The following is a 15,353-nucleotide window of genomic DNA, read 5'->3' as shown; positions in this document are numbered from 1 at the left end:
CGCGGCCCGGTTCAAGCGGCTGTTTCTGGTCGCTCTGCTGATGCTGGCGATCGCCGTATGCACGGATCTGGCCGGTCCGTTGATCGCCAAAAGAATTATCGACGTCCATATCTCCGGTATCGAGAAGCCGTGGTACGAAACGAGCGATAGCGGGAGCTATTCCGTTCCTTACGAAGGCAAGCGGTATAAGAGGGAGGATCATTGGACGCCCGGAGAAACGCGGGGCGACGAAGTCCGCGTGCTCCAGATCGACCGCGCTTATTATTTCATCGCATCGCCCGTCGCCTGGGACGGAGAACGCACCGTGAAGGACGGCAGCGTTCGAATCACCAAGGGCGGGCAGAGGGCGTCTTATCCGGCCGAGCGGCTGCAGCTGGAGGAGTTGTTCGGCTTCTATAAGCCGGAGCTGGACGGAATGCTTAAGCTGTGCTTGTATTATTTGGGGCTTGTCGCCGTGTCGGCCGTGTTCACCTACGGACAGCATTACTACCTGCAGTCGACCGCCAACCGGATCATCCGCTTGATGCGAACGGATGTATTCGCGCAGCTGAACCGTCTGCCGATCCGCTATTTCGACAACTTGCCGGCCGGCAAGGTCGTCTCCCGGGTGACGAACGATACGGAGACGATCCGCGATCTGTACGTCAACGTGCTGGCCAATTTTTTTACCGGGACGATTCATATGCTGGGGATATATATCGCTTTATTCGTGCTTGACGCCAGACTGGCGGCAATCTGCCTGTTCATCATTCCGGCGTTGGCCGGCTGGATCTACGTTTACGGACGGATCGCCAAGAAGTATAACCGGATGATCCGCAAGACGGTCAGCGACATTAACGGCATGATCAACGAATCGATTCAGGGAATGACGATCATCAAAGCATTCCGCAAGGAAAAGCGGGTGCAGGAGCAGTTCGAGATACACAATACGCATTTGTTCGCCTACCAAAACAAGCTGCTGAGCCTGAACTCGTGGACCGGACACAATCTGGTCGGGGTGATCCGGAATACGGCTCTGGCGGCGCTGATCTGGTATTTCGGCGGAGCCTCCTTGAACGGGGGAGAGGGCATGGTGACGCTCGGGGTGCTGTACGCTTTCGTCGATTATCTCAACAGACTGTTCCAACCGATGGTAAATATTGTCAATCAGCTGCCCAATCTGGAGCGTGCCCTCGTATCCGCCGAGCGGGTGTTCGCGCTGGTCGACCAGGAAGGCGAGGACGTATCGGACCGGCGCATAGCGCGCTATAAAGGCGATGTCACCTTCGAAGACGTCTTTTTCTCCTACAAGGTCAACGAACCGGTGCTCAAAGGAGTGACATTCGCCGCGCGTCAAGGACAGACGATAGCTCTCGTGGGCCATACCGGCTCCGGCAAGAGCTCGATTCTCAATCTGTTGTTCCGCTTCTATGACCCGGATCGGGGGCGCATTACGATCGACGGCACGGATACGCGGACATTGCCGCGGCAAACGATCCGGCAGCATATGGGGATCGTTCTGCAGGACCCGTTCCTGTTCACCGGCACGATCGGCTCCAATGTTTCGCTAGGCGATCCTGCGATCAGCCGGGAGCGGATCGAACAGGTGCTGGCCGACGTAGGTGCAGGCGCTCTGCTCAAAGACTTGCCCCGCGGCATCGACGAGCCGGTTATCGAGAAGGGCAGCACGCTGTCCGCCGGCCAGCGGCAATTGATCTCGTTCGCGCGGGCGCTGGCCTACGATCCGGCGATTCTTATTCTGGATGAAGCGACGTCGAATATCGATACGGAGACGGAAGCGGTCATTCAGCAGGCGCTCGATGTGGTGAAGCAGGGGAGAACGACGTTCGTGATCGCTCACCGGCTCTCGACGGTAAAGAACGCCGATCTGATTCTGGTGCTGGACCGCGGAGAAATCGTCGAGAGGGGCAACCACGAGCAGCTGATGAAGCTGGAAGGCAAGTACAGGCAAATGTACGAAATTCAGCAGGGCAAGCTTGCCGCGAGCAAATAGAAAGGCCGGGCGGGTGTAAGCCCGCACCGGGTGGGGAAGGCTAGGAGCATACCATGCCGTGCGCTGCGAAGGGAAGGAGCATCGGATGACCATTGTCATAGGCTTCGTAGAATCGCTTTCGTCCTATTATCTCGTCGCCTTGTTCGTTTGTATCGGTCTGTTTCTAAGGCTGCGTTATTATATCAGCTATAAGGACCGCAAGCTGCCGAAGGACGCCGCATTCGCCAAATACGGAGGATACTGCTGCCTTCTGCTATCCTGCGTCGTTCTGGTCGCCCATTTCATAATTATCTGACATGCCCGATGCGGCGGACGGAGGTATCTACCCGGATATCGACCTCCGCCGTTTTAAATACCTCGTCCCACTCCTTTTCATGCTTCTTCCAATACGCGTGCTCATGACGCCTCATTTGCTCCCCGAAGCCGAAGATGTCCAGCCCGAATTGCTTCTGCATCTTCCGCACGATTCGTTCTATATCCTTTTTTATTTGCAGGTTCAGCAAGTGCTCGACATTCTTCACTTCTTCGTTGGTCGGGCTCGACGTCAGACCGTCTTCGCCTATATGCCCTTCCGAACGGATTTGCACGGTGAAGCAGGGTTTGCCGTTTCTGAGACCGGGCTTAATGATGGATCGCATATTTTTTACTTCATAGGTCGTATGATTGATGGGATGCTCCTGCTTTCCGTTCTCCTCATTGTTAACGACCACATAATTTCCCGCCTGAACCGACCCTACCACCCAGCGGTAGCCTCTGACGTCCGCATCTTCAAGCCAGCCTGCGAATTTATCCTTGTTCAGAACGGCGCCTCCCGCCATTTTCACTTGATTCTTACGCGGCTCTACCCTGGTCAGCACACTATTGCGATTGGCGCGGTAATTGGAGGAAAAGGTGCCGATGGTAGAATGACGCGGCATTTTCGCCGTTTTCCGGATCGATTCCTTGGTTAGTCGGCTAAGATACAGACCGGTTACCGGTAGGAGCTTATGGTGAACCTCCAGCACATCCTTAGCTTTTCCTTGGGTAATGATCAGGGAGGTTTTGCGGCGGAGCTCATGATCGCGGAGAAACAGATCCATAGGCCGTTCCACTCCTTCTTTGGCCAGCTCCTCGCTAATAATCACTACTTGCAAATGCTCGTAGAACGGTACTCTCGCCACTCTCGTCGCCAAGGTTCGCATACAGTCGAACAGGGAGGGGCCCGTTACGCTGACATTCCATACCGGCTCTACATGGTTGGAAGGCGTTTTGCCGGATAATGCTTTGGGCTCGGCCAACTGGACGGTAAGATCGTAATCCGACAGTCCTTGATGACGGGTCTTGCCTTTATCGACGGAAACGGCGAGGACGAAGATCCTCTCCTCGATCTCCAGACGGTCCCAGCAGCCGGTCAGCACGAGCAGCAGCAGCAACGCGGTTCCTGCCGCTATCATACGGTTCACAGCCTCCTCCTCCTTTTGTTCCAGGCATAACCAAGCCATAAGCCGATAAGGGAGACGATATTCAGAAGCATTCCGCTCATCCCGACAATCTGGCTCCACATATCCACCTGCAATACGTTGCGGGGCAATACCGAGAGCAAGAATACAAAAGGAATGAACAGCAAAGAGATGACGCGGTGCTCCTGCAGCCCCAATAATTTGGCAGTGACGAAGCTCGCGCCGTAGTGGTACAGCACCATCGTCGTGAGCGCAAACGGAATCCAGCTGAGCATCATAATCGACTCCAGTCTTTCGACGAAAGCGCCGGGTAGCTCGATGTTTTTGGCGATGGCCAGCGTAGGATAATTCACATAAGCGACCTCCTTGGCTCCTAATACGCTTACACACGTGATCATAATGAACACATAGATGAAAATGACTGCACTGAAAGCGGCGATAATCGTTCCCGCAGCCTGCTTGGGATATTTCATAAATGGCAGCAGAAACAGGATCATCTCGAACCCGAGAAAGGAAAAGAAGGTGGTCGGCAGGCTCCTCAGCACGGGCTCGATTCCTTCTCCTAACACCGGCAAATTATTGCCCAAGTCCGAATCGCTGTAAGTGAGAAACAGTACCGCTATAAGCAGCATAGCGGCAATCGGCTGCACGAATTGATTGAAGCGGGCGATCGGATTGATGCCGTGCTGGATCACATATATGCTGGTTAAAAAGGTGCTCAGAATGATCACTTCCACCGGCGTATTATCAAGCAGGAACAGCTTGGTGACATCGGCGGATACCCGGACCACAATGCTGACGAAGGCGAGAAAATATAGAATAAATAGAATACATAGCAGCTTACCCGGAATTTTTCCGATCAGCTGCGGGCCGTATTCGATCAGGCTTTTCTCCGGAAACCGCACGCCGAGCTTGGCCATAAGCAGCGTGGAGCCGGCGGCAAGCAGACCGCCCAGTAAGATTGCGATCCATCCGTCAACCCCTGCTTTGCTGGCAACGGCCTGCGGCAAGGATAAGATGCCTACGCCGATCATGATGGAGAATAGCAGAGAACCCATTTGCGAGTTTGTGATTTTATCTTTGATCACCGTGATTTACCACCCTTTTTTACGCTTGTCTCTCCATAAGCGCTTTTTTTTCAAAGGCTGAAGAACCGACGGACGGGTTTCCAGCAGGGGAAGCGGAGCACGAATGACGGTATCCTTCCAATCTTTTCCGTGATAAGGGGCAAAAGGGGAGAAGTAATTAATACCGAACGACTTTAGCGAAACGAGATGCGCCACGATAATCAGCACGCCCAGAATCAGGCCGAGCAAGCCCAGCACGCCGACAAGGATCATTAGCGGAAAGCGCAGCAGCCGGATGGCAATGGCCCCGTTATAAGCGGGAATCAGGAAGGAGCAGATGGCTGTGAGCGCTACGACGATGACCATGATCGGGCTTACGATCCCCGCTTCGACGGCGGCTTGGCCGATCACAAGCCCTCCGACGATCCCGATCGTCTGGCCGATAAACCGCGGCAGGCGCAGCCCCGCCTCGCGCAGCATTTCCAAAGTCGTCTCCATCAGAAGTGCTTCCATAATGGTGGGAAACGGAACTTCGGCACGCGTCGCCGCAATGGACAGCGTAAGCTGAGTCGGCACCATGCCGGGATGGTAAGACAGCAGCGCGATATATAGCGACGGCAGCACCAGGGCGATGACGGCGGCAATCATGCGGATGAAGCGAATCGCGGTACCGACCATCCAGCGCTCCGAATAGTCGTCCATCGCCTGAAACAGCATGGCGAAGGTGACCGGGACGAGCAGCACGATGGGAGAGCCGTCCACGACGATAGCGATGCGGCCTTCCGACAAGGCGGAGACGGCGCGCACCGGCTGTTCGGTATATTGGACCTGAGGGAACGGCGAGTACCAGCTGTCCTCAATCCATTGCTCGATCGTTCCGCTGTCCAGCACTTCGTCGATTTGGATGGAATCGACCCGCTCCTTGACTTCCTCCAAGGTTTCGGGGTTGACGATGCCGTCGATATACACCAGAGCGACCTGCGTTCTGGTGCGGGCGCCGATCTTGGAGGTGCGGACCTGCAGGCTCGTATCGGGATAGCGTCTGCGGATGAGCGACAGATTGGTCGTGATCGATTCGACGAATCCGTCCCGCGGGCCGCGAACCGTATTTTCACTGCTAGGCTCCTCGATGGAACGCTTCTCGAGACCTTTGCCCGGGAACGGGTAGGCCAGCTCATTTCGCTGTGTTATAACGAGAGTATGTCCGTAGAAGATAGCCTCGATCGCTTCTTCCAGCTGCTCGAAACGATACGCTTGCAAGGTGTTGAACGTCGTCTCATGAAACAAAGAAGGAATGATTTGCTCCTGCACATACACGTCGTCGACGAGTCCGGCGATATATACGATTACCAAGGTTTCGTTATTGGCTACGATCGAACGAAAGTTCACATCGGAGTTTTGCGCAAGCCTGTTACGCAATTTTACTTCCCACTTCATGCCTCATCCCCCATAAATTATGATGGGGTTTAGTATGGCGAATGCCATTTCGTTTTATGTAGACAATCGCGATGAACAATTCCGCGGCCCGGATGCATATCTTAGAAGCTCCCGGACATAATAACTTCAGCGGTGAAAAGAGAGGTGTGGTTCCGTTGGGCGATCTGACGAGAAATACCGGTGATGGTTTAGAATCTAGATAGAAGCGAGGGGATGTGCCGCAGAGACGTTATTGTAGTACCCCATACTGCATTAGTGTTGTTTGTGGATAAACCTAAGGTTCAAAAGAGGTTCAAGACATAACCAAAAATCAATTCACCGCAAAAAGGACTCCTAGCGAGTCCTTTTTTCATTGTTTAGGAAATTGATGCGCAGCCATATCCTGTGGAAATCCGGGGTTCCCCCCCGAAAGTAATGTCTACCCCTAGAACGATCCTAGCGGAATGGTTAGACGCCGATCCAGCTTAGGCTGGATGCAGACGGAATAAGCTTCAGCGCATCACGTCACTACCCTGGAAATTACTCTTGGTACCCCATTTCCATTGTCTGTGGTGCCGCGTAGCGGCATGGATGGCTTTTGAGGGATTTGTTCTACGATCGGCCGGGCTGCCAATGAATCAGCGCGACGTCGTGAACCATGCCGTTTTTGCGCTGGACCGGAAATAACTCGCAGCGGTGCTCCAAACCAAGCTCCGTCAATATATCGCTTAGTACCGACGCCCGCGTGCGTTCTTCGGTCCGTCCCTCCAGCGTAACTGCGAGCGGTCCTGCGAACGGCCTGCCAACGCTTTGTACGAGAAATACGCGGCGGCTTGCCGTACGGTTCATTCGGAGCAGGCTGTCTTTCATATCGCGAATGCGGTACATCGCGTTGGCGGCAAAGACGATATCCGCGGAAGCACCCTGCAGCTCTTCCCATTTCTCCGGATACACATGCGGAAGAGGGTAGGGGAGGCGGGCCCAGTTATTCTTGAACACGGCGTACATCGCAGCGGACGGCTCGACAATGGAGATGCTGCCGACATGGGGGGCCATCAGCCGGGTAAATCCTCCCGTGCCCGCCCCGATCTCCAGGAGGTGGTCGCCAGGCGACAAATGTTCGAATACGGCGTTCATTAATGGCTCCGTATAGGGAGCAAGCGGATGACGCTCATCGAAGGAAGCCGCATTATCCAGCCAAAACCGCTCTTCTGCTGTGTCGTCTCCGGTACGCCGATCGGTAAAAAAGGCCTGCTCCCAGGCAAGCATCCAAAATTCGGATGGCTTCAAATGTTCGAACGGATTATTCACTGGCGTCACTCTTTCTTAAAATAAAATAATCGTTGAAAATAAGGCATATTTCTGCCGTTTCATAACGGTTTCGGCTTGACCCCATATTATACAGGGCTCGGGCCGCCGAAGCAATCGTGGCGCTCCAAACGTCCGCATCTGTGTACGCATATTTAAAATAAATCTTTATTTTTCTTGTAAAAAATCCATCCCGCAATAACCATCCCTATCATTAATACATGAACTCCGATCAGCATTGTCCATATTCCAAACGGACTTCCCATGGCTCTCATCCTTTTCTTGATCTGTCAAATGTGATTCTGCAAAGAACGTTTCAATAATGTATAGCATAATGGCGCCGCTGTAACCATCCAATTGTCCGCCTAACGCACCATCCAATTTCCTCATATACCGCGAAGCCCTCCCGCAACCGCTATTTGTGCGGATTACACGAAGCTGCTGTCACAAAAACGATATTTTTGGCCTGCGTCTTAGGCCGGGCAAATCTTCGTTGAGCGAATCGATTTACTCCCTCAAACTTTCTTTTTGCATCCGGGGGCGGTCCCGTGTAAGATAGGACATGAAAACAATGAGAAAAGGAGGGGCCTTGTGGTTTTTGGAGCCCGCGTCTGGAAGACAGGAATAGCAGTAACCTTGGCATTATACATCAGCGCTTTTTTGAATTTTACCCCTCCGGTCATCGCGGCGGTGGCGGCGATCTTTGCAATGCAGCCTTCCATTTACCGCTCTTGGCGTTATTTTCTGGAACAGCTGCAGACGAATGTGCTCGGAGCGGTCTTGGCGCTGCTGGCGGGCATGTTCTTCTCGAACAATGTGATAGCGATCGGCATCGTCTGCATTCTCGTCATCATCATCTGCTTAAGAATGGGCATGGAGCAAACGATCGGTTTGACGCTGGTTACCGTCGTGGCGGTGATGGAGGCGTCGGCCGAATGGCAGTTCGCCGTCAACCGTTTCTTGTTGAGCTTGATCGGCATCGGCTGCGCTTTCCTCATCAACATCTTGTTTTTCCCGCCGAAGCCGAAGGAGCAGCTCGGAATGCAGATTCACTCCGTATTCAGCCGAATGTCGCTGCTCTTGCGCACCGTCATCTCCGACGAAATGAAAGAAACCGTGTTTCGCGTGGAGAAGAAGGCGCTGCAAACCGCGCTGCAGACATTGTCGGAGAAATACAAGCTGATGGAGGAAGAGGTGCGCAAGGTACGGAAGGCCGGCTTCAGCCGAATTCGCCATCTGGTCATTTACAAGCAGATGCTGCACGCTCTGTATAAAGGAATGCAAGTGCTGGATGCTGTGGAGGAGCATTATTTTCAGGCGACCCGCAGCTCGCAAACCGACGATTATTTCGATCAGCATCTGGAGAGGCTGATTAAATTCCATGAGCATGTGCTGCTGAAATTTGAAGATAAGCTGAAGGCGGATAGTTCCGATGGCCTCGGTATCGAAGCGGAAAACGAGCGTTTTATGACGACGCTTATCGACCGCTATAACGAGAAACCAAGCGGAATGCTGCGGCTCTCCGTCGTTGCGGCGGCGATGTTCGACTACGGGCACCAGGTGGCCCGGCTGGATAAGCTCGTAGACCACTATCATCGCGGGGAAGAGAAGGAGCCGCTTGACGCTCTCATGAAGAAGCTGGGATGGAAGTAGCGGCGGAGGCGGAAATGCCCCGGCAAGAATCAAGACGGCGGAAGAAGGAAAGATTAGTAACGGAACCAGGAGGAGGATGCTTATGAAACTGACGCCGGAACAGCGTATTACCCTGCACGGGTTTAACAATTTGACCAAGTCGCTGAGCTTTAATATGTACGACATATGCTATACCAAGACCAAGCAAGAGCGGGAAGCCTATATCGAATATATCGACGAGCAGTATAACGCCGACCGGCTGACCAAGATTCTCAAGCATGTATCGGATATTATCGGCGCCCATGTGCTCAATGTTGCCAAGCAGGATTACGAGCCGCAAGGGTCGAGCGTAACGATGCTCGTGTCGGAAGGACCCGTCGCCGGGGCTCCGACCGAATCGTTCGAGGAATCGCCGGGTCCGCTTCCCGACTCCGTCGTTATGCATCTGGATAAAAGCCATATTACGGTTCATACGTATCCCGAATATCATCCGGACGAAGGGATCAGCACGTTTCGCGCGGATATCGACGTATCGACCTGCGGGGAAATCTCTCCCCTCAAGGCGTTGAATTACATGATCCGTTCCTTCGATACGGACATCATGACGATGGATTACCGGGTCCGCGGCTTCACAAGGGATATTAGCGGTCATAAGCTTTTCATCGATCATGAGATCAGCTCGATCCAAAATTACATACCGGCAGAAATCAAAGACCTGTACGATATGATCGATGTGAATGTATATCAGGAAAATATTTTTCATACGAAATGCAAGCTTCGCGAGTTCGATCTGAACAATTACTTGTTCGGATATACGAAGGACAAGCTGAGCGCCAAAGAACAGAAGGATATTACCGAAAGCCTCAAGTGGGAAATGGATGAAATATTTTACGGAAAAAATATTGTCTATTCCTGATGACGGCGATCACAAGCGAGCCTTCGGGGTATGGCCTTAAGCCGCGCCTGCCGGGGCTTTTTTTTGTCCCGTCAGGAAGATCCGGCCAAAATGATTGTCGTACGAATCCGACTTGTCTGCTAGAATAGAGCTTGCAGCAGTCACTTAAGTATATTGGCAGGAGGTTTCGTTTTGCATACCAAGCTTAGTTTGATTCGGCAATTGGAACAACTGGGACTGAACCCGAAGGGGACGGTTCTGATGCACTCGTCCATGAAAAGCATCGGGGAAGTCGACGGAGCAGCGGATACGGTGCTGGATGCGCTCTCCGAGTATATGAAGGAAGGTCTTCTCGTTCTTCCGACCCATACGTGGTCTTATATTCGCGCGGATAATCCGAAGTTTTACGTCGAATCCTCGCCTTCGTGCGTGGGCATTTTGCCGGAGCTGTTCCGCCGGCGCGAGGGCGTGATCCGGTCGCTGCATCCGACGCATTCCGTCGCCGCGTTGGGAACGGATGCGGCCGAATTTACGGCAGGGGACGAGCGGTTCGATACGCCTTGCCACCGCGGCTCGGCTTGGGGCAAGCTGCTGGACCGGCGGGCCCAAATTTTGCTGGTGGGCGTGGATTTGCGCAGAAACACGTTCATTCACGGAATCGAGGAATGGCTGGACATTCCGGGAAGGCTAACCGACGGTCACGAGGAGCTGTTTACCGTGCTTCCGGACGGCACGCAGATTCGGGTTCCTTCCCGGCGGCACTGCGGTTTATCCTGGTCCATGCATTTTTGGAAAGTCGAGAAGGTGCTGGAGCGGGGAGGCGCGATTGCTCAGGGCAAGTTCGGGGACGCCAAGGCTTGGGTATGCGATACCGTGCGGATGTACGAGATTTTATCCGTTATGCTGAGCGCTGACCCGGATCTGTTCTCGGATAACGAGCCGCTGACGGAAGCGCAGGCCGGAATTATTAATGGCGTTAACAAAGAATATGTTTAATGTGATTAACTATTATGTTTAATGCCATTAACTAATTGCTTGAAACAAACTCTTCTGATCCGGTCAGAAGAGTTTGCCGTGTTTCTTAGATTTTGATATCCAGCCGTTGTCCCAGATGAGGCTGAGCGCTCTGCTGCATCGCCTGGATCAAACCTTCGCTTTGCTGTACAGCGCCTTCTTGAGCTATTTTCAATACGCTGATCCCGACGGATTGGGCGAGCTTGGCTTGCGACATATTCATAGAAAGCATGGCAATATCCATAGTAGTACACCTCCAATCCTATGTACTATATCGGCGCGTATCATCCGGATTGTTAGGTTCAGGAATCCGGACCGCCTGCCAAAGGGGTCCGGTTTTTTGATGGAGAAAATGAATCCCGAAATTAGTTTACATAATAAATATTATGTAAACTAATAAGCGTACTTTTTTTATTTTCTAATTTATCCCAAAGTTTACCTTTCTTTATAGCTTGTGATATAATAGGAACATATGTTTGATATTATGGGGTGTGAAACTTCAACTAAGCCGTAAAGCAGGTGCATGATGACTTATATCGTTAAAGTATCCGTAAGATCTTTAGTAGAATATGCGCACCGTGCCGGGAGTATCGACGCAGAGTTTCGGACTAACGTATCTTTGCAGGAAGGAACCAAGGCGCATCAGCAGATTCAGAAATCGTACGCCGAGCATGACCTGAAGGAAGTTCATCTGGCAGGCATACTGCGCTGCGGCGAGCTGGAGCTGCATATGGAGGGCCGATGCGACGGGATTCTGCAGGATTCGGACGGGGTGACGATAGATGAAATCAAGTCTACGGCGGGCAGCCTTGAACGCATTGACGAAAATACATCTCCTGTTCATTGGTCGCAGGCTTATTGCTACGCCTACCTGTATGTTAAGCGGGAGGGATTGCAGCGGCTAAGCGTGCGTCTTACTTATGTTCAGGTCGATACCGGACAGCAAAAACGGTTCCTGAAAACCGTATCGGCAGCGGAGCTTGAGTCTATCATGCAGTCGCTGGCTGCCAAGTACGCACCTTACGCCAAGCTGCAGCTAGAGCATGAGGAGAGACGAAACCGCAGCATACGCGAGCTGTCGTTCCCGTTCGACGAATATCGCCAAGGACAGAGAAAATTGGCCGGAGCCGTCTACCAGGCGATTATCGAGCGGCAAAAGCTATTCGTTAAAGCGCCGACGGGAACGGGAAAGACGATATCGACCTTATTCCCGGCGGTTAAAGCGATCGGGGAGGGCAAGCTTCTGCGCGTGTTTTATTTAACAGCTAAGACAATTGCGCGGACAGCGGCTGAACAAGCCGTCGGCTTCATGCAATCGAGGGGGCTGCATCTGCGCTGCGCAACGCTCACCGCCAAGGAGAAAATTTGTTTCAAAGAAGAAACCCGCTGCCGGAAAGAGTATTGCGAGTACGCAAACGGATATTACGACCGGATTAATGCGGCCGTCCTGGATCTGTTGAACAATGAAACGATGTTAACGCGCGGCACGTTCGAGACGTATGCCCGCAAGCATACGGTATGTCCTTTTGAATTTTCGCTCGACGTTTCGTACATAGCGGATGCGATCGTTTGCGATTACAATTATGTGTTTGATCCGCGCACTTCGCTCAAGCGGCTGTACGAGGAGCAGAAGAAGCAGACGGTTCTTCTGGTCGACGAGGCGCATAATTTGGTCGACCGCGGCAGGGAGATGTTCTCGGCCGAGCTCGGCAAGGCTTCTTTCCTGCAGCTGAAGAAGGAGTACAAGGGGCGCAGCCGTTCCGTCGCCGACGCGGCCAAAGCCGTGAACGATTATTTCATCGGCTGGCGCAAAGCGCATGCCGAACGCAAGACATTCGTTCAGCCTGCCTTGCCGGAACAGCTGCTTCCTCTGGTGGAAGCGTTCGCTGCCGCTGCGGAGGAGGAGCTGGCTTCCGCCGAGTCCGCAATTCCGGCCGGCCCTTCTTCCGGCGGGGAAGCGCAGCGGGTGCTTCTGGAGACGTATTTCGCCGCGCAAAGCTTTATTCGCATCGCCGGTTATTATAACGATGCTTATGTCACCTACGGAGAGACGACCGGAAGCGATGTGCGGATCAAGCTGTTTTGTCTCGATCCGTCGGCGCTGCTGAACCAAATAAGCAAAGGCTACGGCTCTCAGGTATTCTTTTCGGCGACACTTTCGCCGTTATCCTATTACCGTGATATGCTGGGCGGGACAACGGAAGACTACGCGTTGACGCTTCCGTCTCCTTTTCGCAAGGAACAGCTCGACGTGCTGCTGCTCCCGCTGTCCACCCGCTATCGCGACCGGGAGCTGACCAAAGGCCGGATTGCCGACGGGATTCATCGGCTGCTGCGGGAGAAGGAAGGCAATTATTTGCTTTTCTTCCCGTCCTACGAATATATGAACGAAGTATACGAACGGTTTATGGAGCGCAGTCCTTGTGCGGAGGTGCTTGTCCAGCAGCCGGTTATGGCGGAGGAGGAGAGGGAAGCGTTTCTGGAAGCGTTCCAGCCGAGACGTGACCGGCGGTGCGTAGGATTCGCCGTCATGGGAGGGATTTTCTCCGAAGGGATCGATTTGACGGGCGAGCGGTTGACGGGAACCGTTGTGGTCGGAGTCGGCCTGCCTCAGGTCGGGCTGGAGCGGGACATCATCAAAGACTATTTTGACGCAAAAGGACGCAACGGCTTTGACTACGCCTATGTGTATCCGGGAATCAACAAAGTGCTGCAGGCCGGCGGCCGGTTGATCCGAACGGAAGCCGATCGCGGAACGCTGCTGCTCGTCGATGACCGCTTCGCCCAGGCGAAGTACGGACAGCTGCTGCCGGAAGAGTGGAAGCCGCTGCGGCTTATGGAGCTTACAGGCGAGCAGCGGGAAACGGCGCGGTGACGCTGTAAAGTCTGGCTGAATCCTTAGGGCGGCGGTTTATTTCTCCCATCAAACGGGGTTATTAGCCTCTACGGTTCGTTTAGACAAAATACGGTTATAGTCAAACTCTCCGTGTCGGGCCGCAAACGGATTATGATAAGCTAGCCTTAACATATAAAAAAAGGGGAGCGTTCAGTGACCATCGAACTTCGAAAGTGGATTATTGAAGCGGATATAACAGCAATGCAGGACGCCATGGAGGCAGGGAGCCTGACTTCGGAGCAGCTGGTTCAAGCTTATCTGGAGCGTATCGAGCAATACGATTCAAAATTGAATTCCATATTGGAAGTCAACCCGGACGCAATCCGGATCGCAAGAGAGTTAGACCGGGAACGTCGAGAGCAAGGCAGCCGAGGCAAACTGCACGGGATTCCGATCCTGCTTAAGGATAATATCGATACGCGCGACAGCCTGCATACGAGCGGAGGCTCCGTCGCTTTGGCCGGATCGATCGCCGAAGCGGATTCCTTCGTTGCTGCGAAGCTGCGCTCGGCCGGCGTCGTTATTCTGGGTAAGGCGAATATGGTGGAATGGTCCAATTTCATGTCCAGCACGATGCCGGCGGGCTACAGCTCCCGGGGAGGAACGGTTCTGAATCCGTACGGGCCCGGCGAGCTGTTCGTAAACGGCTCCAGTTCCGGCTCGGCCGCCGCGGTTGCGGCCAATTTGGCGGCGGCGGCAATCGGAACGGAGACGGCAGGGTCCATTGTAGGTCCGGCCTGTTCAAACTTTCTCGTCGGGATCAAACCTACCGTTGGACTCGTTAGCCGTTCGGGAGTAATTCCTATCTCTTGGAGCCAAGATACGCCGGGGCCTTTGGCGAGAACGGTGGCCGACGCCGCAATTTTGCTGGGTGCATTAACCGGGATCGATCCCGACGATTCCGCTACGTTAGCGAGCGAGAATCGTTCTTTTGCCGACTACACCCCGTTTTTGGATCGCGGCTTTATCAAGCGTGCCAGAATCGGCGTGCCCAGACATTATTACAAGCATTTGGATGCTGAACGGCTTGCTATCATGGAAGAAGCTATCGCACTGTTGAAAAGCAGCGGCGCTGTCATCGTGGACCCTGTCAAGCTCTATGTGGAGCAGCAGGATTGGAACAACGATGCGATCTGCTATGAATTCAAGCACGGGCTGAACCGGTATTTGTCCCGGCTTCCGGCTTCGGCTCCGATTCATTCCTTAAAGGAATTGATCGAGTTCAATCTTGATCATGCCGAGGCCGCTTTGCGTTACGGACAGGACACCCTAATCCGATCCGAGGAAAACGGGCTTACGGAGCAAGTCTACCGTCAGAAGAAACAACAATACGATGAGCCGGCGCGTACGCAGGGCATCGATTACGTCATTGATCAATATGAATTGGACGCCTTGCTGCTGCCCGGAGACGTAGACGGGATGTATGTTGCGGCGCGTTTAGGCTATCCGTTGATTTGCGTTCCCGCCGGCTATTCGGCTCACGGGGTGATCGACCGGGACGGCGACTCGACCAAAGGTCCGTTCGGCGTCGTCTTCTCGGGCAAGGCGTTCAGCGAACCGACGCTGATCCGAATCGCGTACGGCTTCGAACAAGCTGCACAGCGCAGGTTTCCGCCTCCGCTAGATTAATCGCGTGTCGTTTCCTGTTTGTATTCTCGTCAGCACGAATGTCGCATTTCCTGGTAGAGGAAGG

13 protein-coding genes are annotated in these 15,353 nt (G+C 53.5%); 7 read left to right on the top strand and 6 right to left on the bottom strand.

Annotated features, from left to right (window positions below; translation table 11 throughout):
* The first annotated feature begins 40 nt into the window (after positions 1-40).
* Together N0M98_RS15435 and N0M98_RS15430 are read left to right on the top strand one after the other, a co-directional pair.
* The gene (locus tag N0M98_RS15435) at positions 41-1,993 is read left to right on the top strand and encodes an ABC transporter ATP-binding protein (RefSeq protein WP_375295490.1); all 1,953 of its coding nucleotides are present in this window, start codon (positions 41-43) and stop codon (positions 1,991-1,993) included.
* 85 nt (positions 1,994-2,078) lie between these two features.
* Positions 2,079-2,288 (top strand): CLC_0170 family protein, encoded by a 210-nt coding sequence (locus N0M98_RS15430; RefSeq protein ID WP_259618461.1) that lies wholly within the window; start codon positions 2,079-2,081, stop codon positions 2,286-2,288.
* Here the strand turns inward: N0M98_RS15430 and N0M98_RS15425 are convergent.
* The 5 genes from N0M98_RS15425 to N0M98_RS15405 all read right to left on the bottom strand — a co-directional run bounded on the left by N0M98_RS15425 (position 2,281) and on the right by N0M98_RS15405 (position 7,613).
* Positions 2,281-3,426 carry a Ger(x)C family spore germination protein gene (locus tag N0M98_RS15425; RefSeq protein WP_259618478.1) on the bottom strand — a complete coding sequence of 382 codons (1,146 nt, stop codon included), beginning with the start codon at positions 3,424-3,426 and terminating at the stop codon, positions 2,281-2,283. The two genes, N0M98_RS15430 and N0M98_RS15425, sit on opposite strands and share 8 nt — an antisense overlap.
* A gap of 5 nt (positions 3,427-3,431) precedes the next feature.
* Positions 3,432-4,520 (bottom strand): GerAB/ArcD/ProY family transporter, encoded by a 1,089-nt coding sequence (locus N0M98_RS15420; RefSeq protein ID WP_259618460.1) that lies wholly within the window; start codon positions 4,518-4,520, stop codon positions 3,432-3,434.
* A gap of 6 nt (positions 4,521-4,526) precedes the next feature.
* Entirely contained in the window at positions 4,527-5,936 is a 1,410-nt protein-coding gene (locus N0M98_RS15415) for a spore germination protein (protein ID WP_259618459.1), read from the bottom strand.
* A 591-nt stretch (positions 5,937-6,527) separates the two neighbouring features.
* Positions 6,528-7,226 carry a class I SAM-dependent methyltransferase gene (locus N0M98_RS15410; RefSeq protein ID WP_259618458.1) on the bottom strand — a complete coding sequence of 233 codons (699 nt, stop codon included), beginning with the start codon at positions 7,224-7,226 and terminating at the stop codon, positions 6,528-6,530.
* Positions 7,227-7,391: 165 nt separating this feature from the next.
* Positions 7,392-7,613: a hypothetical protein gene (locus tag N0M98_RS15405; RefSeq protein ID WP_259618457.1), complete on the bottom strand. Its 222-nt coding sequence runs from the start codon at positions 7,611-7,613 to the stop codon at positions 7,392-7,394.
* A gap of 201 nt (positions 7,614-7,814) precedes the next feature.
* On the opposite strand from N0M98_RS15405, the gene N0M98_RS15400 reads away from it, so the two are divergent.
* The 3 genes from N0M98_RS15400 (at position 7,815) to N0M98_RS15390 (ending at position 10,746) form a co-directional block, all read left to right on the top strand.
* Complete coding sequence (locus N0M98_RS15400) at positions 7,815-8,876, top strand: FUSC family protein (RefSeq protein ID WP_249863224.1); 1,062 nt, start codon at positions 7,815-7,817, stop codon at positions 8,874-8,876.
* A gap of 82 nt (positions 8,877-8,958) precedes the next feature.
* Positions 8,959-9,771 (top strand): adenosylmethionine decarboxylase, encoded by an 813-nt coding sequence (speD, locus tag N0M98_RS15395; RefSeq protein ID WP_249863225.1) that lies wholly within the window; start codon positions 8,959-8,961, stop codon positions 9,769-9,771.
* Positions 9,772-9,942: 171 nt separating this feature from the next.
* Positions 9,943-10,746: an AAC(3) family N-acetyltransferase gene (locus N0M98_RS15390; RefSeq protein ID WP_249863226.1), complete on the top strand. Its 804-nt coding sequence runs from the start codon at positions 9,943-9,945 to the stop codon at positions 10,744-10,746.
* Between the two features lie 85 nt (positions 10,747-10,831).
* Here the strand turns inward: N0M98_RS15390 and N0M98_RS15385 are convergent, their stop codons facing one another.
* Complete coding sequence (locus N0M98_RS15385; protein WP_249863227.1) at positions 10,832-11,008, bottom strand: YjfB family protein; 177 nt, start codon at positions 11,006-11,008, stop codon at positions 10,832-10,834.
* A 282-nt stretch (positions 11,009-11,290) separates the two neighbouring features.
* Between N0M98_RS15385 and N0M98_RS15380 the strand changes: the two genes are divergently transcribed.
* Both N0M98_RS15380 and N0M98_RS15375 read left to right on the top strand, forming a co-directional pair.
* Entirely contained in the window at positions 11,291-13,639 is a 2,349-nt protein-coding gene (locus N0M98_RS15380) for an ATP-dependent DNA helicase (protein WP_249866134.1), read from the top strand.
* A 174-nt stretch (positions 13,640-13,813) separates the two neighbouring features.
* Positions 13,814-15,289 (top strand): amidase family protein, encoded by a 1,476-nt coding sequence (locus tag N0M98_RS15375; RefSeq protein WP_259618456.1) that lies wholly within the window; start codon positions 13,814-13,816, stop codon positions 15,287-15,289.
* Positions 15,290-15,353: the final 64 nt, after the last annotated feature.

The organism is Paenibacillus doosanensis (genome assembly GCF_025060755.1).
Lineage (GTDB): Bacteria > Bacillota > Bacilli > Paenibacillales > NBRC-103111 > Paenibacillus_S > Paenibacillus_S doosanensis.
The sequence above is the reverse complement of the archived record's forward strand: the minus strand, read 5'-3'. Positions and strand labels throughout refer to the sequence as shown.